Origin of the sequence: Ligilactobacillus sp. Marseille-Q7487, assembly GCF_949152225.1 — a bacterium.
GTDB lineage: Bacteria > Bacillota > Bacilli > Lactobacillales > Lactobacillaceae > Ligilactobacillus.
This window is the reverse complement of sequence record NZ_CASCJC010000001.1, coordinates 741,656-763,466: the sequence shown is the minus strand read 5'-3', so window position 1 is coordinate 763,466 and position 21,811 is coordinate 741,656. Positions and strand designations below refer to the sequence as shown.

General features: G+C 34.7%; 22 protein-coding genes. 3 read left to right on the top strand and 19 right to left on the bottom strand.

Annotated elements, in window-relative coordinates; genetic code table 11:
- Positions 1–31 precede the first annotated feature (31 nt).
- Positions 32–1,006: a YegS/Rv2252/BmrU family lipid kinase gene (locus QM017_RS03815; RefSeq protein WP_178197271.1), complete on the top strand. Its 975-nt coding sequence runs from the start codon at positions 32–34 to the stop codon at positions 1,004–1,006.
- A gap of 27 nt (positions 1,007–1,033) precedes the next feature.
- On the opposite strand, the gene QM017_RS03810 is transcribed toward QM017_RS03815, so the two are convergent.
- The 10 genes from QM017_RS03810 to dapF all read right to left on the bottom strand — a co-directional run bounded on the left by QM017_RS03810 (position 1,034) and on the right by dapF (position 10,403).
- Entirely contained in the window at positions 1,034–3,430 is a 2,397-nt protein-coding gene (locus QM017_RS03810) for an ATP-dependent RecD-like DNA helicase (RefSeq protein WP_282708909.1), read from the bottom strand.
- 17 nt (positions 3,431–3,447) lie between these two features.
- Positions 3,448–4,089: a tetratricopeptide repeat protein gene (locus tag QM017_RS03805; RefSeq protein ID WP_282708908.1), complete on the bottom strand. Its 642-nt coding sequence runs from the start codon at positions 4,087–4,089 to the stop codon at positions 3,448–3,450.
- 10 nt (positions 4,090–4,099) lie between these two features.
- Positions 4,100–4,753, bottom strand: a complete 654-nt coding sequence (locus QM017_RS03800) for a histidine phosphatase family protein (RefSeq protein WP_282708907.1) — start codon at positions 4,751–4,753, stop codon at positions 4,100–4,102.
- 378 nt (positions 4,754–5,131) lie between these two features.
- Positions 5,132–6,265, bottom strand: coding sequence for a tRNA 2-thiouridine(34) synthase MnmA (gene mnmA, locus QM017_RS03795; RefSeq protein WP_282708906.1), 1,134 nt, complete (start codon positions 6,263–6,265; stop codon positions 5,132–5,134).
- Positions 6,266–6,365: 100 nt separating this feature from the next.
- Positions 6,366–6,707 (bottom strand): DUF1831 domain-containing protein, encoded by a 342-nt coding sequence (locus tag QM017_RS03790; RefSeq protein ID WP_178197262.1) that lies wholly within the window; start codon positions 6,705–6,707, stop codon positions 6,366–6,368.
- A 23-nt stretch (positions 6,708–6,730) separates the two neighbouring features.
- The gene (locus tag QM017_RS03785; protein ID WP_282709556.1) at positions 6,731–7,873 is read right to left on the bottom strand and encodes a cysteine desulfurase family protein; all 1,143 of its coding nucleotides are present in this window, start codon (positions 7,871–7,873) and stop codon (positions 6,731–6,733) included.
- Positions 7,874–7,901: 28 nt separating this feature from the next.
- Positions 7,902–8,591, bottom strand: a complete 690-nt coding sequence (locus QM017_RS03780) for a 5'-methylthioadenosine/adenosylhomocysteine nucleosidase (protein WP_282708905.1) — start codon at positions 8,589–8,591, stop codon at positions 7,902–7,904.
- Positions 8,592–8,606: 15 nt separating this feature from the next.
- Complete coding sequence (locus tag QM017_RS03775) at positions 8,607–8,870, bottom strand: hypothetical protein (RefSeq protein WP_178197258.1); 264 nt, start codon at positions 8,868–8,870, stop codon at positions 8,607–8,609.
- Positions 8,871–8,874: 4 nt separating this feature from the next.
- A complete protein-coding gene (locus tag QM017_RS03770; RefSeq protein WP_282708904.1) occupies positions 8,875–9,417 on the bottom strand; it encodes an NUDIX hydrolase in 543 nt (180 codons plus the stop codon).
- Positions 9,418–9,425: 8 nt separating this feature from the next.
- Positions 9,426–10,403, bottom strand: coding sequence for a diaminopimelate epimerase (dapF, locus tag QM017_RS03765; protein ID WP_282708903.1), 978 nt, complete (start codon positions 10,401–10,403; stop codon positions 9,426–9,428).
- A gap of 267 nt (positions 10,404–10,670) precedes the next feature.
- Between dapF and QM017_RS03760 the strand changes: the two genes are divergently transcribed.
- Entirely contained in the window at positions 10,671–11,099 is a 429-nt protein-coding gene (locus QM017_RS03760; RefSeq protein ID WP_282708902.1) for a hypothetical protein, read from the top strand.
- Positions 11,100–11,111: 12 nt separating this feature from the next.
- A complete protein-coding gene (locus QM017_RS03755; RefSeq protein ID WP_282709555.1) occupies positions 11,112–11,657 on the top strand; it encodes a glycoside hydrolase family 16 protein in 546 nt (181 codons plus the stop codon).
- A gap of 152 nt (positions 11,658–11,809) precedes the next feature.
- Here the strand turns inward: QM017_RS03755 and ileS are convergent, their stop codons facing one another.
- The 9 genes from ileS to murG all read right to left on the bottom strand — a co-directional run bounded on the left by ileS (position 11,810) and on the right by murG (position 21,810).
- A complete protein-coding gene (gene ileS / locus QM017_RS03750; RefSeq protein WP_282708901.1) occupies positions 11,810–14,605 on the bottom strand; it encodes an isoleucine--tRNA ligase in 2,796 nt (931 codons plus the stop codon).
- A 254-nt stretch (positions 14,606–14,859) separates the two neighbouring features.
- Complete coding sequence (locus tag QM017_RS03745) at positions 14,860–15,591, bottom strand: DivIVA domain-containing protein (RefSeq protein ID WP_178198162.1); 732 nt, start codon at positions 15,589–15,591, stop codon at positions 14,860–14,862.
- Positions 15,592–15,625: 34 nt separating this feature from the next.
- Complete coding sequence (locus tag QM017_RS03740) at positions 15,626–16,411, bottom strand: YlmH/Sll1252 family protein (RefSeq protein WP_178198163.1); 786 nt, start codon at positions 16,409–16,411, stop codon at positions 15,626–15,628.
- 10 nt (positions 16,412–16,421) lie between these two features.
- The gene (locus QM017_RS03735; protein ID WP_178198222.1) at positions 16,422–16,676 is read right to left on the bottom strand and encodes a YggT family protein; all 255 of its coding nucleotides are present in this window, start codon (positions 16,674–16,676) and stop codon (positions 16,422–16,424) included.
- Positions 16,677–16,697: 21 nt separating this feature from the next.
- Positions 16,698–17,120 (bottom strand): cell division protein SepF, encoded by a 423-nt coding sequence (gene sepF, locus QM017_RS03730; RefSeq protein ID WP_282708898.1) that lies wholly within the window; start codon positions 17,118–17,120, stop codon positions 16,698–16,700.
- 26 nt (positions 17,121–17,146) lie between these two features.
- A complete protein-coding gene (gene ftsZ, locus QM017_RS03725) occupies positions 17,147–18,343 on the bottom strand; it encodes a cell division protein FtsZ (protein WP_282708897.1) in 1,197 nt (398 codons plus the stop codon).
- Between the two features lie 17 nt (positions 18,344–18,360).
- Positions 18,361–19,695 carry a cell division protein FtsA gene (gene ftsA, locus QM017_RS03720; RefSeq protein WP_282708896.1) on the bottom strand — a complete coding sequence of 445 codons (1,335 nt, stop codon included), beginning with the start codon at positions 19,693–19,695 and terminating at the stop codon, positions 18,361–18,363.
- Between the two features lie 133 nt (positions 19,696–19,828).
- A complete protein-coding gene (locus QM017_RS03715) occupies positions 19,829–20,689 on the bottom strand; it encodes a cell division protein FtsQ/DivIB (RefSeq protein ID WP_178198167.1) in 861 nt (286 codons plus the stop codon).
- Positions 20,690–20,715: 26 nt separating this feature from the next.
- On the bottom strand, positions 20,716–21,810 hold the full coding sequence (gene murG / locus QM017_RS03710; protein WP_282708894.1) for an undecaprenyldiphospho-muramoylpentapeptide beta-N-acetylglucosaminyltransferase: 1,095 nt from the start codon (positions 21,808–21,810) through the stop codon (positions 20,716–20,718).
- Between the last annotated feature and the right edge of the window lies 1 nt (position 21,811).

Genomic DNA, 21,811 nt, shown 5'->3' with positions numbered 1-21,811 from the left:
ATAAAAATTACTATATACGGAGGATAAAGGCTTGAAGTCATTTTTTATCATTGTTAATCCTAATGCCAATGAAGGACAATCACAACTAAATTGGCTAAAAGTACAGGCTAAATTGGATGAACAAAATATCGATTATCAAGTGGTATTCACTAAAAAAAATGGTGATGCCTTCAAATTGGCGTTTAGATTTACCAGTCATCAAACAACCATCAGCGCTAAAAAATGGCTTGTATTAGTAGTTGGTGGAGACGGTACTTTAAATGACGTCTTAAATGGAATTAAATCGGCTAAAACAGTTGATATTCCTTTAGCCTTCATTCCTTCGGGTAGTAACAATGGTTTTGCTTCTGGAATAGGAATTGCTACAGATCCATTACTAGCATTACAACAAGTTTTAGACTGTAGTGAAGCTTCATATTATGATATTGGTAGTTATGTAGAAACAACTCACGCTAAACAAGGTTACTTCCTTAATGATTTTGGCGTTGGAATCGATGCTTATATTGTTAGTTTAAATCAGCGTCCTGCTTTTAAAGAAACTTTCACTAAACTCCATTTGCCATTTATTCCTTATATCATTAATCTTTTTAAAGCTTATGTTAATCAAGAAGCATTTGCAATTACCGTACGGATTGGTAGTAAATATGAGTTTTACAAACATGCTTTTTTAGTCAACATTGCTAATCACCCTTATTATGATGGTGAAATTGTTTTATCCCCCAAAGCAAACGCAACTGATCATCAATTAGATTTATTGATTGTTGAAAACATGAGCTTTTTGAAATTTATCTTATTTAGCGTCATGATGAGATTCCAAAAGCAAACAGATTTACCTTTTGTTCATCATTATAAAAATAAGGATATTCATTTGATTATTAATTCTTTGGAATATGGACAAGTTGATGGTGAAGAAACTGGTAGTCAGTATTACGACTTGTATTTTAATGCTAAAAAATATCCATTTTGGATGGATATTCAAAGTATTCCCGTTAAAGAACGCAAATAAAAGCGCAGCTAATTGAAGCCAAAACTTTCAATTAGCTGCGCTTTTTTCGTCCATAAAATCAAAAGGACTCAGCCCTTTCATCCCGATTAAAGGATCAATGGCTTCACTCATAATCAAATCTTTTGTTAAATAGATTTCTTTTAATAAATTTGCTTTCTTTTCATCTTTTATAGAACTTTCATCAAATTGTTGCACAAGCATCTGTTGAAGCGTCGTTTGTCTTTGCGAAGAATCTTCATTAATGCATTCCAAAAAAGCCTCTTGTTGTCCTAATAAAATCAATTTATCCTTAGCCCTAGTTATCGCAGTGTACAACAAATTGCGCGCTAACATCCGTTTATATTGACTAACCATTGGTAAAATAACAATCGGAAACTCGCCACCTTGTGACTTATGAATCGACATACAATAAGCTAACGCCAAATTATGCCAGTCTTTACGTTCATAAGTAACCTCATTTTGATCAAATGACACAATAATCTTGTCACTTTCATTTTTGTCTTGCGCCAATTCTAAACCTATAACTTTACCAATATCACCATTAAAAACATTATTTTCTGGATCATTGACAAGCTGTAACACGCGGTCGCCTATTCTAAGGGTTTGATTTTCGTTAAAGGCTAGCTCTTTTTTGCGTTTGGTAAGTGGATTAAACAATTCTTGCAACATTTTATTAAGTGCATCAATTCCCGCTTGACCACGGTACATAGGGGCCAAAACTTGAATATCTTTAGCTTGATTACCTTTTTTTAGTGCGACTTGAACTACTTGTTTTAAAATATCGGCAACTTGAGTAGCTTGACAAGCAATGAATGAGCGATCGCCTTTTTTAGCTGTTAAATCAGTTGGCCATTGCCCTTGTTTGATTTGAGCAGCTAACGTTGCAATCGATGAAGAGTCACTTTGGCGATAAATTTTAACTAATTCTTCTTTTGCTAAGCATTGACTTGCCAATAAATCCGCAAATACTTGTCCTGGTCCCACAGAGGGTAGCTGATTTTTGTCGCCAACAAAAATAACTTGCATATCACTTGGCGTACTTTGTAACAACAGACTCATTAATTCAACGTCAACCATCGAAGTTTCATCGATGATTAATAAACTGCCTTCCAAATCATTTGGTTCACTATCGATATCATATCCACTTAAACCTAATAAGCGATGAATCGTAACTGCATTTAAACCTGTAGTTTCACTCATACGCTTAGCAGCACGTCCTGTTGGAGCAGCTAACAAAATTGGAAAATGAGCTTGATGGCTTTTGCCTAAATCAATATCATTTAATAGCGCATATACAGCCACAATTCCATTAATAATCGTTGTTTTCCCAGTCCCAGGTCCACCCGTTAATAAAAAAACTGGACTTTGTAAAGCTTTCATAATCGCCTTTTTTTGAATCTCATCATAAGTAACGTCAAACATTTTTTCTACCTTGGCTAACGTTTGCATGATATCTTCTCTGGAATATTGTTTTTGCTCATCTACTTGTGTATTTAAACGTGCTAAGTTTTGTGTAATATCCACTTCTGCTTGATAAAACTTTTTAGGATAAACTTTATCTTTTATCACAATTATTTTTTTGTCAAATGCTAACTCAACTAATTGTTCCGTCACCTTTTGTATGGAAATAAGCTGATTTTGACCATGCATTAATAACTCTAACACTCTATCAACCAATAGGTCAGCTTGTAAATAAGTATCTCCACTCGCTAGACAGTGATCATATAAAACATAAAAGAAAGCCGCTTGAATTCGCTGCTTACAATCATGTTGTAAACCTAATTGTGCAGCTATTTTATCTGCACGATTAAATCCGATTCCTTCAATTTCTAAAACTAAACGATAGGGATCTGTATTTAAAATCTCTAACGTTTTTTCTTGATACTGGTTAAGAATCTTATTAATCATAGTTTTAGAAAAGCCTAGCTCCCCTAATTTAAATAAAATCGTTTCAATGCCAGTCGTCTTTTCAATCCCTTGTTTTAAACTTTCTTTTTGTTTTTGACTTATATTGAGTTGGGCAATTTTTTCTGGGTGATTAGTCAAAATTTCTAAACAATCATTTCCGAGTTGGGCAACGATTTTTTGGGCCGTAGCTTTACCAATTCCAACAAAATCAGCTCCCGAAAGATAAGTTACTAGTCCTTCTATAGTTTCTGGTTTTAAAACCTCATAATTGATTGCTTGGAATTGTTCACCATATTTTGGATGCTCTTTTATTTGACCATAAAATTTATAGCTAATATCATCTTTGAGGTCTGCAAAGTTTCCTGTTATGGTAATTGATGTCAAACTTGTTAGATCACTTTCTTGAATCTCAACACTTAAAACCTTAAAAAAACTAGTATTGGTTTGAAAAACAACATGGGTAACAATGCCTATTATATACCCTTGTTGACTCTCATCTTCAAATAAATTAAGCACCTTGTTACCCACCTCGTTTACTTTTTAGTATTCAATAAGTTTTGAATGTCTGCCAATCTTTCATGCATTTTTTCATAATATTTTAAATCTTTTTGCTTAACTTTAGTAAAGTATTCTTGCCCGTCTTGCCCCAAAACAGTAGCACAAACCCCACAATAAAAGTTAGCATGCACGTCATCTACTTTTTGACTTAGTACTTGATGATAATACTTTTGTGCTTGATCAAAGTCGCCTAAAGCCAAAAAGCAATCCGCCATCAACTTATATGCATCTAAAGCTTGTGTACTTGTATTGCTAGCCGTTAATGCAAAAGCTAATGCTTGTTGATAATTTTTGGTTGCATAATATGTTTGTGCTAGCATCATATATGCTTGTGCCTTCAAATTTTTATCTGTAATATATTGAAATTCTTGTATTGCTTGTGGATATAATTCACTTGCATAAAAAACATTGCCTAAGCCATAATGCAAAATCTCTTGTTTTTGTGGTTCTTTTTCAAAAACATTCAATGCTCGTTTAAAAAGTTCTTCTGCTTGCACATAATTTTTTAATTCAACTAAAAAACTACCTAATTCATAATATGCCTGAGGACAATATGGATTTTCATCAACTTTAGCAATTAATTTTGTTAACACTTTTTCTCCAGTCTTTTTTTGCATCTTTTTCACCTTACACCATATCACTAGAATCTAGTTGTTTGTTTAAGTAATCAGTTTGATTCCAAGCTAAACATTTAAAACTTTGACCATCCTTAGTCTCAAGAATTGTCGTACTTGTATTTACCAAACCACCTTTAGCGCGAAGTTTTTCCAAACTAACACCTTGAAGATGCCTAATTTCTGCACACAAAGCCGCTCCATGACTGACAATTAAGATATTTTGCGTAGGATAACGGCGACAAATTTCTTCAATCTTTGGCGTCATCCGTTCAAATAATTCTTGAAATGTCTCGCCTTCAATTTCTGTTGGATCATATTTTTCGGGATGATTTCGAAAGGCATCAACTATCTCAGGATATAGACGTTCAACTTCTGTGAATTTCATTCCCTCCATTTTTCCAAGATTAAATTCACAAAATGCCTGATCTACTTCAATTTTAACAGGTTGATTTAATTTTTTTGCGAGTTGTTTAGCCGTTGTCAGCGCACGTTTTAACGGACTTGAATAAATCTTAGCAAATTGATATTTTTGTAAATAAGCGGCTAATAATTCTATTTCATGATAACTTTGTTCAAGCAAAGGAGAGTCTCCACGTGCACCTTGGTATCTTCCTTCTAAATTCCATTTTGTTTTGCCATGCCTAATAAAAAATAACTTGGTCATTTAAAACATCCTCATTAAAAAATTCTTCTTTGATTATCTCATAAATTCAGTCAAATGTTACCTTTTTTTTCAAAAAAACATTTGCCTCATCTGTAAAAATCTTAAAATTGCATTTTTTAACTAAACATCCGTTACTACATTCACGAGGTTACATAGCATCCACTGATCTACTTGACAATATCAAGGCTATGAACTTATATGCCAAATTTAACTGAAATAACCGTAAAATTTTATCATCTGCAAAATCAAAACATCTGCTATTTTATTTACTCATTTCAAAATAAGTTTTTACTTTTTATTTGACTTTATATGTTGGTATTACCTTAATGATTCTAAGCTTAGGTAATAAAAAAACCAGGCATTTGCCTGATTTTCTTATCATACATATTGCAACATTTGCCCATCTTTATAAGCATGATCAATTGTTGCGCTACCTAAACATTCTTCACCATCATAAAAGACAACTTCTTGACCTGGCGTAATAGCTCTTACTGGTTGATCAAAAATCACTTCTAAACTTTGCCAATCATCTGCTAATTTAACAGTTACGCCACTGTCTTTTTGTCGATAGCGAAACTTAGCTGTACAATGAAATTCATTGCCACGCGCCTTGATTTGTTCAGGTACTACAAAACTGATTTTACTTGCCTGTAGATTTGTTGCATATAAATGTTCATGATGATAACCTTGACCAACATATAAAGTATTAGTTTTTAAATCCTTACCGATAACAAACCATGGTTCATTATTTTGTGAGCCACCACCAATACCTAAGCCTTTACGTTGCCCAATTGTATAATGCATCAATCCATAATGTTCACCTTTAACTTCACCATCTAAAGTGACCATCTTACCTGGTTTAGCTGGTAAAAACTCATCCAAGAACTTGCTAAAATTGCGTTCACCGATAAAACAAACACCGGTAGAATCTTTCTTTTTAGCAGTTGCCAAACCTGCTTGCTCGGCAATCTTACGCACCTCTGGTTTAGGCAAATCTCCCAATGGAAACATTGCATTTTTAAGTTGTTGTTGTGATAATTGGCTCAAAAAATATGTTTGATCTTTATTATCATCTTTACCTCGCAGCAAGTGAACCGTCCCATCGTCATCACGCTTTATACGCGCATAATGACCCATTGCAATATAATCAGCATCTAACGCCATTGCATAATCTAAAAAAGCTTTAAATTTAACTTCTTTATTGCACATCACATCAGGATTAGGCGTACGACCACGCTTATATTCATCTAAAAAATACGTAAAAACACGGTCCCAATATTCTTTTTCAAAGTTAACCGAATAATAAGGAATGCCAATTTGTTCGGCTACCTTAGCTACATCTTCATAATCTTGGGTTGCAGTACAAACTCCACTATCGTTTTTGTCATCCCAATTTTTCATGAAAACACCTACAACGTCATAACCTTGTTGTTTAAGCAAATAAGCAGCCACCGATGAATCGACGCCTCCACTCATGCCAACAACAACACGCGTCTTACTGTTGTCTGTCATTTTTTCACCATCATTTCATTAAGATTTCTGAATCCAAACGAGTTGAAGGTCGTTTTTTTTCAGTCCAAACTATTATAACAGGTTCATTTTTTTTGACAAGTTAAAGCTTCACGATAACTTCACGTTCAATCAATAAATCCAATAAATAATTTAATTGCTCAACATAGCTTTCACAGTTAGGTACATTATAAACGTCTACTTCTTTTAAACCATTAGGTGCTGTCACTACCATCTTGAATTTTTTCATATCTGGTTCAATTACCATCTTAAATTTAATACTCTTGTTAAATGGTGAATTAGGATCTAAAGAACGTTCTAATTGAAATTTACCACCTTTAGATTCAATAAAACCTACGTCACGCAATGTATAACGCTTAATATTTGCGGATAAACCATAAACTTGTGAACTACCTTTTAAAACTGCTTGTTGTGCATATGCCATAATACATACCTCTTTTCTAAAAACTATTTTATTCTCTTAATTATTTTTACCAGTGCTTGAACCGTCAAGTCAATATCTTTTTTAGTAGTTGTTGGACCAAAACTAAAACGTAGCGACTCTTGAACACGTGGATGCTCACCATACATCGCTGCTAAGACATGCGATGGTTCTAAGGAACCTGCCGTGCAAGCAGAACCTGCCGAAACACTGATTCCTGCTAAATCAAGGTTGGTTAATAAAAGGGAATTAAGACAACCCTTAAACCAAATATTGACAATATGGGCTAATTCATCTTTTCCATGGACACCATTAACCTCAAAATCAACTTGCGCATTAGTTAAACTAGTTAGTAGGTAATTTTTTAATTCATAATAACTAGCTTGTTTTTGTTTTAATGTCTGTTGCGCAATTTCAACAGCTTTAGCAAATCCTGCAATTGCCGGCACGTTTTGAGTACCAGCTCGTCTATTTGTTTCTTGACTGCCACCTTTTAAATATGCACCAAAATCAATTCCTGTGCGCTGATACAAAAAGCCAATAAATTTAGGTCCCCCCAATTTATGCGCTGATACTGATAATAAATCGATTTGATATTTTTGTACATCAATTGCAGTAATACCATAAGCTTGTACAGCATCGGTATGAAACCATGCATTAGTTTGTTTTACTATTTGTCCAATCTGCTCTAATGGTAAATAACTAGCAACCTCATTATTACCAGCCATGATTGAAACTAAAATAGTATCTGGTCTGAGTGCTTCTTTTAATTCTTGTAAAGAAATTTGGCCATTTTCGTCTACAAATAGATATGTTATTTCAAAACCGAGCTTTTGCAAATACTGCATGGATTTCAAAACAGCTTCATGTTCGATAACCGTTGTAATGATATGCTTACCTTCATTTTGTCTAGTTAATGCACTTTGAATGATTGCCGTATTATCACTTTCAGTTCCACCACTAGTAAAAATAATCTCACTAGCAGATTTAGCATTTAGCGAATCTGCCATTACTTGCCGACATCTTTCAAGAACTTGCTTTGCTTGACGACCATGGTAATTAATGGCGGAAGGATTGCCAAAAACCTCTTGCATTGCTTCATTCATACAAGCGATAACTTCTGGCAATATCGGCGTAGTTGCGGCATTATCTAAATAAATATGTTCCATCATCTTATCGCTATTTCATTTCCTTTCCTTATCCTAAACGTGTGAGATTTAAAATCATATCTGCCGAACGTTTTCCTGCTTCTATGATAAACTCATCAAAAGATTGATTTGCCTGCTCATCTGCAGTATCAGACATTGCGCGAATCACACTAAAGCCCACACCAAACTGTGCAGCCGTTTGTCCAACGGCAGCTCCTTCCATTTCACAGCACAAAGCCTCTGGATAAATCTCTTTAATTGTAGCAATCTTTTCTTTAGAAGCAATGAATTGATCACCTGATACAATTAAACCATTTTTAACATTTAAACCACTGATTTGGGCTGCCTTTTTAAGTTTAGCTAATAAGTTTTGATCGGCTTTAAACTTTTGTGGTTGTTGAGGTAGTTGCCCTGGTAAATAATCAAATGCTGTCACATCCACATCATGATATGCTACACTTTCAGACAATACGACATCACCTACTGCTAAACCATGACCAATTCCTCCAGCAGATCCTGAATTAAGCACATAATCAACACTAAAGCCTTGAATCAATAAAGTTGTTACGATACTGGCTTGGACTTTCCCAATTCCAGATTCCACCAAGACTACATCTACTTCATTTAACTTACCACTAAAAAATTCGTAAACACCAATTTTAGCATTATGACACTCATTTAAATTATCTTTAAGTGTCCTTAATTCTTCTTGCATTGCGCAAATTATACCGTATTTCATTTTATTTCCTACCTTTTAAAAATTAACAAAAAACATGAATAAATACACCAAGACAATCAAAATCACCAAGATTACTATAGCCCAATTTAATCTTTTAGCAAGGCGCTTTGTCTTGAATTCTTCATCTAATTGTTGCATCTCTTGTTTAGCTTCCTTTCTGGTTAATCCTTCACTTGAAGCTAAATATTTTTCATAATCCGGCATTTGTTTTTGATATTGTGGCTTTTTTTTACGTCTTAAAGGTTTTGTTTCTTTAGAACGTCTCAAAGGTTCTTTCATCCATTTACTCCATCATTTTCCAAAATAAAATAGCCATTAATGTCTTAGCATCACAGATTTCTTTACGTGCAATAGCTTCATTAACTTGTTTTAAATCCAATTCAACTATTTCTAAAAATTCATCGTCATCTTGTGCTAACTTCTCTTTTGCCTTACTCAAACCAACTGCGTGATAAAGATACATTTTTTCATCTGCAAATCCAGGTGATGAATAAAATTCTGTTAAAAGTTCTAAAGATTGGGCTTGATAACCTGTTTCTTCGTTTAGCTCTCTTAAAGCAGTTTGTAGTGGTGTTTGTTTTTCTTTAAGCTCAATTTTTCCTGCTGGAATTTCTAAAGTTACCTTACCTAAAGGTGCACGCCATTGTCGAATCAAGACAATTTTGTCTTCTGGTGTAATTGCAATGACTCCTACTGCTCCTTGATGGCGAATAATTTCGCGTGTGGCTTTGCGTCCATCTGGAAGTGTAACCGTCTCAACATTTAACTCAATCACATGTCCTTTAAAAACATTTTCGACATTTGTTACTTTTTCTTCAAATTCCATTTTTCCACCTACTTTTCAAGTTGTGTAATGAATTTTTCATATGCGTCTTGTTCGATCGTTTCTTGCCAAAAAACTTCAGAAAAATCACCTTGTAAAGCTGCTACTTGCTTAATTTCAATGTGTGCGACAACAGTTGCATTACCAATCAATGAAATAAAGTATTGTTTATCTTGCTTTTGATGGACAATTGTTTGGACCATTCCGCCTGGATTCAAAACCGTTAGCCGTTGTTCTAACAAATTAGGAGCGTTCAATAAAATATGCATTAAACTTGAAGCAGACATTGCTGTTCCGCAAGCATTGGTATAACCAACGCCTCTTTCATAAGTTCTTACAAATAAACGATCTTTAGCCAAAACTTCTACAAAACTAACATTAACCCCGTCAGGAAAATATGGATTTTTTCCATCATTTAGCATTTCAGCTAGTTTGCCTAAACGATTAGATATGAGTGTTTGATGATTACAAAACGTAATTAAATGTGGATTGGGCACTGATACTGCTGAAAATTTCAAATCAGAATCAAACTCTGGTACATTTTGTTCCAAGAGTTCATCACAGCCAAGATTCATCCCTATTTGTTTTGCATTAAAATTAACAGGTGAAATCTCTACTCCAAAAGCCATTACATCTTTAGCTAGGTCTAGTTGCTTTTCAACTGCTAATTGCGCATACATCGTCTCAACTTTAAACGTATCTAAAGCATATTTTTCGCTCAAATAGCGTGCAACTGTACGTAATCCATTACCACACATGCTAGCTTCACTGCCATCAGCGTTGATTACGCGCATTTTAGCAAGCGCCTCTTTTTTTTGACTTGGACATACATACAATACTCCGTCTGCACCACCATTTAAGCCAATTGTTCTATCGCATAATTTGCGCGTTAGCATACGTAATTGATCTTCGGTCAATGTTTCATCTAAATTTTCTTCATCTAATAAATAAAAGTCATTTCCAGAGCCATGAACTTTTAGTAATTTCATCGTCTACATCCCTACCAATTCAATCTTTTCTATAATTTATATCATACCATTTTATGGCTTGAGGAGCAAAAAACCTAAATATCTTAGTTACTGCAACTTAAAATATTTTTATAAAAAATATTGATTTTTCAATAAAAATAGTATAATCTTATCACGTTTATTAGATAACGCTTTCTTTTTATGGAGGATGGTTTGATTGTAAATTTTTGTGACAAGTTTTTTTAATCAACAAAATCTAAAATGATTACAATTAGGGGAAACACAATTATGAAAAAAATTAATAATAGTACAGTAGCATTTGCTGCAGCTACATTTGCTTCTAGTACAATTTTTGCTGACAAGATTGATCCTGCTACTCCACAAAAAACAGAATACTATATTACAGCTTCAGACGAGTTTTCGGGTACAGATATCAATAAATCTATTTTTAGTAATAGATATTTGCCACATTGGACATCGCATGATTCATCAGCAACTTATGCTTTAAATTCTGGCATTTTGCATCTTAAAATCAATAAGGAAACTCAACCTTGGGATCCTGAGTATGATGGACAAACGGTTGTTTCTGGTCTACAAACTGCTGAAAAAGATTGGCTCCATAAATGGACAAATTATCCTAATGTTAATCATCATGAAAATACTATTTTAAATCATATTCAAAAATACGGCTATTTTGAAATCAGAGCTAGAGTTTAAAAAGGCTCTGGAATTCACAGTGCTTGGTGGATGATTGGTGCCCAACAAAATAATAATCCTGATTCTAAGGAAAATGGCGAAATCGATATCTTTGAAATTTTAGGACGTGAACCAAATAACCTTTATTATACTTGGCACAAATGGGATAGTAATGTTAATGATGAAGCCCAAGTCGTTGATACTAAACAAGATTTAAGTGCAGCTTACCATACCTATGGTTTTGAATGGACACCAACTTCAATGAGCGTTTATCTGGATGGAAAACTTTTAAAAGCAATAAATAAAAGTCCCGATTATCCAATGCTCACACTATTGGGGCTTTATGAAAAACGTGTTGGTGGTTGGACTGGTGCTTTTGATCCAAGCATTCCTTATCCAAAATCTTTTGATATCGATTATTGGCGTGCTTATCAAAAAATCCCAACTTTACCATACACTTTAAACGTTGTAGATTTCCCATCGTATGGACAAACACATGTTGTTACTACTGCAGATAAAACACGAATTGCAAGTAAGTGCAGATTTAAAACAAGGTTGCAACGATATCGACTTTATTAATTCAAGTTCTGATACAATTTGGTTAAACAACTTAACTATTTCATAATAAACCAATAAAAAAGCCCTCCTTACTGGCAAAACCAGTAAAGAGAGCTTCACTATTGAAATGAATAACTTTAAACTTTATCAATCCGATTGGATAAATAATCTTACTATTCTTCTAAGCCTTCTGTCAATGCTTGCGGGAAGTTTTCTTCGACAATTTGAGCACAGTGTCCACACAATTGTCCAAAGTGTTCATGTGTACCAACATCTGTCTTAATCATTCGGCAACGTGGACATACTTCGCCTTGGGCATGTTCAACTAATACAGCCATATCATCAAATTTAAGTGCCTGTGCTGGGGCATCTGTCAAATCTGCAAGCGTCAATTCTGAGACAATCAATGCTTGACGAATATCTGCATTTAGCTTGCTTAATTGATCTTTGATATTTTCTGAAACATATAATGTTACTGCAGCTTCAAACGATTTACCGATTAGTTTTTGATTACGAGCTTCTTCTAAAGCCTTAAAGACATCTGAACGAACCTTCATGAAGCGACTCCAGTTTTCAAGCAAGTCTGCTTCTCTATCAAAATGTTCAACTAATGGCATTTCAGCTAATTGCACATAATCTTCTTTTTCCTTAAGATATTCCCAAACTTCTTCTGTTGTATGTGGCATTACAGGTGTCATCAGCTTAGCTAAACGAACTGTTACATCATACAACACCGTTTGCATTGAACGGCGTTTATGGCTATCTTGTGCTTCAATATAAACAACATCTTTAGCTACATCTAGATAAAATGCAGATAAGTTTGTCGTAATAAAGTTGATTAAGTTCTTATAAATATCCATGAACTGATAGTTACTATACGCATCAAGAATTTCTTTCGTAAATTTATTCACTAAGACAGTCATGTATTGATCGATAGCTTCCATTTCACTAAATGCTACAGCATCCTTGCTTGGTTCAAAATCACTAACATTAGCCAACAAGAATCTAAAGGTATTACGAACCTTACGATAACTTTCAGAAATTTGTTGGAAGCTTTCCATAGACACGCGTACATCAGCCGATGTATCAACACTTAAGACCCATAAACGAATGATTTCTGCACCCATCTTTTTAATGACTTCATCAGGCACAATAACATTACCAAGAGATTTACTCATCTTACGACCTTTACCATCCAATGTAAATCCTTGTGATAATACTTGCTTATATGGTGCATGATCAGAAACAGATACACTAGTAATCAAACTAGAGTTAAACCAACCGCGATATTGATCAGAACCTTCAAGGTATAAATCAGCCGGATAAGAAAGATAACTTCTTTGTGCGCACACACCTTGATGTGATGAACCAGAATCAAACCATACATCCATAATATCCATTTCTTTAGTAAAGATACCATTAGGTGAATGTTCACTCGTAAAACCAGCTGGTAATAATTCTTTAGCTTCTTTTTGGAACCAAATATTTGAGCCATGTTCTTCAACTAATTGAGCCACATGTTCAATTGTTTCTTTAGTCATGATAGCTGTACCATCTTCGGCATAAAAAATTGGTAATGGCACACCCCAAACACGTTGACGTGAAATTACCCAGTCACCACGGTCACGAATCATGTTATACAAACGTTTTTGACCCCATTCTGGGAAGAACTTAACTTCATTAATAGCGGATAAAATATTTTCTCTAATCTTATCAACAGAAGCAAACCATTGTGGGGTAGCTCTAAAGATGATAGGTTTTTTAGTACGCCAATCAAATGGATAACTATGTTCATAATCCATTTGTTTTAATAATAAACCTGCTTCTTGTAATTTCTTTAAAGAAACTGCGTTAGCATCTTCGTAAAATACCCCAGCAAAATCTGCACCTGTGTCTTCTGTCATGTAACCACGATCATCGACTGGTACATAGATATCTAGACCATATTTAGTCCCAACGTTAAAGTCGTCCTCACCAAAACCAGGTGCCGTATGAACTAAACCAGTCCCGGAATCAAGTGTTACAAAGTCTCCAAGCATCACTAATAATTCACGTTCTGGATAAAACGGATGCTGTGCTGTCATCTTTTCTAATTGCGCACCCTTAAATGTTTCAACAATTTCAAATGCTTCCCAACCGAAAAGTTCTGCATTTTTATTAACTAATTCAGCAGCCAAGATGAATTTGCGTTCATCATTTTGTGGTTTAACAACAGCATATTCAAAGTTAGCATCAATTGTAATCCCTTCAGAAGCTGGAATTGTCCATGGTGTTGTCGTCCAAACAACAAAATATGTGTTTGCATCTAACAATCCTTTACCATCTAGAACTTTTTCAGCGTAAAATGCAGATGGTGAAGTTACATCATGATATTCAACTTCAGCTTCAGCTAATGCTGATTCAGATGACCATGACCAAAAAACTGGCTTTTTACCTTTGTAAATTAAGCCACGTTCTACCATTTTTCCAAATACTCTAATTTGTTGGGCTTCAAATTCTGGATGCAAGGTCAAATATGGATTTTCCCATTCACCAGCAACCCCTAAACGCTTAAAATCAGTCCGTTGTTTATCAACTTGTTCTAATGCATATTCACGACATTTTTCACGAAATTCAGCCGTAGACATCGTCTTTCTATTAACACCAGCTTTTTTTAATTGTTGTTCAATTGGTAAGCCGTGTGTATCCCATCCAGGAACATATGGAGCTCTAAAGCCCATCATTGATTTTGCACGTACGATGAAATCTTTAGAAATCTTATTCATCGCATGTCCCATATGAATGTTACCATTCGCATATGGAGGGCCATCATGTAAAACAAATGTTGGTTTATCTGCATTTAATTTTTGACGCCGTCCATAAACTTGTTGTTCTTCCCATTCCTGTTGGCGTTGTGCTTCTTTGACTGGCAAATTGCCGCGCATTGGAAACTTAGTCTTACCTAAGTTTAAAGTATCTTTGATTCTCATGGCATAACTCCTTAAAAATATTTGATTGACAATGAAAAAGCCCCGTCCAACAAGGGACGAGGCTATCGTGGTACCACCCAATTTTTGATTAAAAATCATTCTCAAGTCATTTTGTAACGGTAATGAGCCGATTGAACCTACTATAATTCAGTCCAACATAACGAAGATGATAAATCAGTAGGCCTAAAACATCGGACTTACACCATTCTCCGACTCGCTTGGTTTGTACCTAAAAATTCGTGTTCTTCTGAATTTTATTTTTCATCATCAATGATGATATCTTCACCAAACTGTTGTGGTTTTGCAGTTTCTGTACTGTCAGGGAAAATCACAACAGTTTCAGATTCACTTGCTTGTTCCACAGCAAAATCTTCGGTAAGTACTGCATCATCACTATTTGAAATAGATTGTACTTCTTTAGCACTAGCTTTGTCAAGGTCTTCACTAAGACGAATCGCTTCTTGAATTTCTTCATAGCTACTTGTTTCGCCTTGTTTCAATATCTCATCCCATTCGCTACCCTTAACAACTTCTAATTGAGATTCCATCATCACTTGTAGTTTCTGACGGAAAATCCGTGCTTGTTTACGTAAATCATCAGTCTCCAAAGCTAAGCGTTGAGCCTTTTGCGAAGCTTCTTCAATGATATGTCGTGCTTTTTCATTAGCCTGGTCGATAATATCTTGTCCTTGTTTTTGTGCTTCACGATTGATAATTTCAGCTTCGCGTTGAGAATTAGCCTTAACCTTATCAGCAGCTTCTTGAGCCACAATAATCGATTGATTTAATGAATCTTTTAAATCATTGAAATATTTCAATTTTTCTTGACTTTGTTCTAGACTGCCTGTTAATTTATCATTTTCTTTTAGCACTAACTCATAGTCTTTGATAATTTGATCTAAAAAATCATTAACTTCGTCTTGATCATATCCGCGCAACTTCACATGAAACTCTTTATTGTGAATATCTAATGGGGTCAACGTCATTTCCCCAACACCTCCTATGTATGATGATATTTCATCATTTTTTTCTTAAAATTGAAACTTCTAACTTAATTTTGCCTTTCTTAGACATGCCTAATACTTCATCTATTTGAATTCTTCCATAGCCACGTACAGATATCAAATCATACTGTGCTAACTCGTAATCAACACGTGGTAAAGTCATCCAATTGAGTTGAACTTTTTTAGCCAAAATCAATTCTTTAGCATGTTTACGTGAGATATGATACAACTCAGCTATCACGTTATCGACACGTAAAGAACTAACTGTTTCTTGCTCTTTTTGCCAATCAATCTGCGTTGCTTGTAAAACGTCTTGTGTTTGTTGTAGATTAACTTTGATGGCTCCAATTTTTTGAACTTCATTTATCAAATACATTGCGACATTTGCTTGCACTACAACTTGCCAACGTTGCTGATTATGAATGATATCACCGAATACTTCTCGATTCAAACCACTGTTTAATAAAGTTCCTAAAACCTGATTATGTTTAAGCGTTGCAAATTTAACCGGATAATTAATTTCTAATATAGCTATCTCAAAGTCACTAGCTTGCACCTCATAATACGGTGGATAAAATATTAATCGTTTGCGTTGGGCATCTGGATAAGCTCCCTGCTCACTAATTTTAACTCCACCATTGCGTTTAACTAAAGTGTTCGCAATATAACACTGTCTAGGATCTAAAAAATGTGTCAAAATTGGACGATATTCATTTTCAGCTTGTGCTATCAAAGTAGCTAAATTATCTATCAATGGACGCTCTTCAGGACGAAAATGCTGATAAATTGCAGAATTATCCATCATTTTTCACCTAAAAGCCAAATAAAATAGCGTATAAACCTTGTTTAACAAATTCTAGGAAAATCAAAGCAACCAACGGGGCAAAACTTACACCCAATATCGGTGGTATAAAACGAAAAATATTCAAGTAAGGTTGACATACGCGCGTCAACAACTGACCAACCTTGGTTTGATATGCACCTGGAAACCATGACATCAAAACATAAACCAGAATCGCCATCTCATAAACTTCAAAGAATATATTGATTAACCGAATTAAAAATATCACCTAAATGCTCCTACTCTTTTAAATATCTATCAACGAATTATCTGTCATGTCACCTTCGACAACATAATCATTTGGAGTACACAAAAAAATTTGTTCTCCAATCCGTTGAATCTTACCATCTACCGCCAAAACAACACCCGATAAAAAATCAACAACACGATGAGCTTGTTGATCATCCATTCTTTGGAAATTGACAACTGCAGCTTGTCCATTTAACAAACGTGTCGCAATCGCTTTAACATCCGAGAAAACTCGTGGTTCAAAAATCATAATCTTTTTTTCACCATTATTCTTATTAACCAAAGACATCACCTTTGTTTCTTTGGGAGTTGCTTGCGGTTTGGTTTCACTAAGGGAAGTGTCTGTTTCTTGATAATCCACATACTCTTCATAATCATCATCACCATGAAAAAAATTGAAAAATTTTTCTTTAACCGCCATTGTCAATTTCCTCCCTATTTTTAATTTTATTTATTACGATGACGTAAAAATGGTGGCACATCTAAATTATCATCTGTATTTGTCTGAGCAAAATCTGTTCCAAAGACATTGAAATCTTTCTTTTCAATATCTTTAAAATCATTGTCGCGTTTCATTTGATTAACATTACGCTCGCCACTTAACTCACGTGTTAAATCCCAATCACTCAAAGGATCTTTTTTCAAATTAGCTTGACTGTTGGTCATCAACTTAGCAGCTTTTTCTTTCTTATCAATTCCTGTTGCAATTACAGTAACAATAATTTCATCTTGCAAGTTTTCGTTAATCGAAGTACCAAAGATAATATTAACATCATTAGTTGCTGCTTGTCCTACAATGTCAGAAGCAATTTGTCCTTCATATAAGCTTAAATCTGGACCACCAGTAATATTTAACAAGACTTGTTCGGCACCAGCAATGGAAACTTCCAATAATGGTGATGAAATAGCCTTTTTGGTTGCTTCTTCGGCACGGTTTTCGCCACTTGCAATACCAATTCCCATTAATGCAGATCCTTGGTTTTCCATAACAGTCTTCACATCGGCAAAATCCAAGTTCACATATCCTGGCGAAGTAATTAAATCAGAAATACCTTGAACACCTTGGCGTAAAACATTATCTGCTTCTTGGAAAGCTTGCATCATTGGTGTCTTTTTATCAACAATTTCTAATAAACGATTATTTGAGATAATAACTAATGTATCAACTTGTTCCTTAAGTTGTACGATACCTTCAGCTGCATAATTTGAACGCTTTGGTCCTTCAAAAGTAAATGGACGTGTTACAACACCAACTGTTAATGCACCTTGTTCTTTTGCAATACGCGCGATAATTGGGGCTGCACCTGTACCAGTGCCACCGCCCATACCTGCTGTAACAAAAATCATATCAGCATCTTTTAACGCTTCAGCAATTACTTCTTCACTTTCTAAAGCTGCTTTACTACCAACTTCTGGTTGGAACCCAGCACCACGACCACCGGTCAATTTAGGACCCAATTGAATTTTGACTTCCGCTTTAGAGCTTTCTAAAGCTTGTACATCGGTATTAGCAACAATAAATTCAACACCTTTAACATCGTCTTGAATCATACGGTTAACGGCATTTCCACCAGCTCCACCGACTCCAATTACTTTAATTCTTGCACCATTACTTCCTACCGTTGTATCTAATGAATATTCCATACTTCATTTCCTCCTAGTTACTCATCATCATTGAACATGCCTTTAAAGCCATTGAAAACTTTACTGAATAATCCACTTTTTTCTTCTTTTGGCATGTCATCTTGTTTTGTTGTTTGTTCATAAACTTTATGTGATTCATTATTAGTTATCTGTATGTTTGTTGATGCTTCAAGAGCCTCTTGGCCATCTAAAATGCCTTTTACTACCATATTAATTTCGCTTTGATTGGTTATGTGACTAATCAGTCCTATAACCTGCGCAAAAGATGGAATACGTAAATTCATTTCTTGAGGAACATAAATTTTCACATTCACTCCAAAAACATCTTGGGCTAATTCTTTAACTCCCGGTAAGGCTGCCATCCCTCCGGTCAAAATAATTCCACCAGGTAATTGCAAAGCATTGATTTTTTCAAGTGCATTACGCATTTTACTGAATATTTGATACATACGTGCTTCAATAATTTCGGCCAAATATCTTTCAGTAATTTTTTCAGGTTCTTGTTGCCCAACAACTTGAACTGGGAAGAAATCTTCACTTGAAGCCAATTGGGCTAGAGCATAACCATAATTGCGTTTGAGATTTTCCGCATCTTCAATCGAAGTATTCAAGACAACTGAAATATCGCGTGTTACATAATCTCCGCCTTCTTGATCTACATAAGTATATTTTAATTTATGATCATGAACAACAGCTGCTGTTGTTTGACCGCCACCCAAATCAATTAAAATCGCTCCAAAATCTTTTTCTCCATCATTCAAAGCAATTTCTGATAATGCAATTGGCGCAACCACAGTGTTTTTGACTACCAAACCTGCTTTTTCAATACATTTTTTCGTATTGTGTAAGATCGTTCGTGGTCCAGTATACATTACTCCATGCATCTCCATGCGAACGCCTACCATTCCTCGAGGATCTTTAATACCATCAAATCCATCTACAATAAACTCATCTGGAACAATATCGATAACGTCTCTTTCAGGAGGAAGATTTTGAACTAAAGCAGCTTCTGTAACCCTTCTTACATCATTATCATCTATTTCTTTTGAATTTCCATCTTCAGCACTAACAGCTACAATTCCTTTACATTGTTCAATTTGTAACATGTTAGCAGGAACTCCAACTGTCACTTGAGAAATTGATACACTCGCCTTTTCTTCAGCTTGTTTAATTGCAGCCTTAATCGCACTAACAGCTTGATCTATGTCCACAATTACTCCTCGTCTCAAACCATTTGACCGAGCATTACCATAACCTATAATGTTCAATTGATTTTTAACATATTCTGCAATAATGACTTTTATTGATGTTGTTCCGATGTCCAATCCTACGTAAATTCCAGAATTTTCCATCAACTCAAATCCTTCCACTAAAAATTTCACTTAATTAATTTACTTTTAATTACAATTGTATACACTACGCTTCATTTTAACATAAAAAAGGCCCTAAATACTATAATTTAAGACCTTTTAATTATAAATTTTCTTATTTTGTTTGAGAATAGGGATAAGAATATGCCCCTACCTCTAAATCAACGATTCCTTGATATCCCATACTTTCTGCAATCCCTGGATAATACCCGATTTTTTCATCAAAAGTAGCTGTAGTTGCAATGACTTCATTGCCATCATTCATGTAAAGATGAACCTTACCTGGATCTGCTTTAGTCGGAATAAAATGCACCTCTGAAATAGCATTTATAATTTTGGGAGCAACATGTGAAAGTTGCTTGGCCATCTTTTTAATTTGTTTTTTTGTTCCACCATAAAAAACAGGATAATTACCGCTAATATTTTTTTCCGCAAGTGTTGCAGGAATGCCAGAAGTCGTTAATTTATAATACTGATTATCTTTTAAAACATAACCAATCAACGGATAAGTCTTGACATTAATGATGACAGTACTTGTTTGATAGGAAATCTTTGTACTTTTAACTTCACCAACATGTTGTGTAATTTTTTGCTCTAATTGCTTTGTATGTGGCTTTACATCAAATAAAGACTCATAATAGCTTAAACCACTGGCTTGAATTACTTCTTTGCGCAAAAATGGATCATTGGTTTGCACAATTATTTTACATACTCTACTAAATGGTAAAATAAAAAATAACATGACTAACGCACAAGTGCCAAATACGGCTAACAAAATACTCATTCGCAAACGCAAGCGCTTTTGACGACTTTCTTTTAATTTAGGTAAATTTATTTTAATTGATTCCGGCTTAAAACGCTGCTTTTTTTGCTGTTTTTGTTGCCTTTTTTGGCGTTTTTGTTGTTCAATTTCCCAAGGAGTTAGCTCTTGATTAGCATAATAATCATTATTTTTACGGTTATTTTTTTTGACCATCTAGCTAGCTCCTTTCTACTAAATTACTACTTGTGCATTATATTTTCTAATACATCTATGACACGATCACTTGCATCTGCAACTCCAGCTTTTTTAGCATTTTGTGCCATTTCTTGGCGTTTTTGTTCATCACTTAACAAGTCATCTAGTGCCTCAAATAGACTTTGTGTAGTCAATTGATCTTCTTTAATCATCAAAGCTGCTTTTTTATTAACCAAGCTCAAAGCATTACTTGTTTGATGATCATGCGTTACATATGGACTTGGAATTAAGACGCTTGGAATGCCTAATGCTGTTATTTCAGCTAAACTCGTTGCACCAGCTCGCCCTACGATTACATCAATATCTGGCAACAATTCGGGCATATCATCAATATATGGAACCATCACAAAATTATCCGGCAATTGTATGTTTGCAAATTTTTCTTTTATTTGTTGATAATGAACTTGGCCTGTAACAAATAAAACTTGATAATCTTTATCAGCAAACAATGGCGCTGTTTGAATCGCAGTCTCATTAATTTTTTTAGCTCCTCTTGAACCACCAAAAATTAAAACAGTTTTTTTGCCTACCTGCAATCCATAATCCTTTAATCTTTGACTAGACTTAATTCCAACAACTTGTTGAGCACGTGGATTACCAGTAAACACAACTTTTTGTTTTGGAAAAGCTGTACTTACATCATCAAAACAAATACCAATCTTATCAACATAACGACTCAAAAACTTATTTGTTACCCCAGCTACACTATTTTGTTCATGAATAAAAGTTGCCACTCCTAATTTAGCAGCTGCATATACTACAGAACCACAAACATATCCGCCAGTTCCGACTACAACATCTGGTTTAAATTCACGAATAATTTGTTTAGCATCCCGTACACTCTTTAAAAATAAATAAACTGTTTTAAAGTTTTGCAACGATAATGACCGTTTGAAGCCTTGAATTTCGATTGTTTTAAAGTCGATTCCTGCATTAGGAACAATTCGACTTTCCAAACCTTTAGTGGTTCCAACATATAAAATTTGTGAATCTGGTTGCTTTTTTTTAACTTCTTCAATCAACGCTAACGCAGGATAAATATGACCACCAGTTCCACCACCAGAGATTAATAGTCTCATC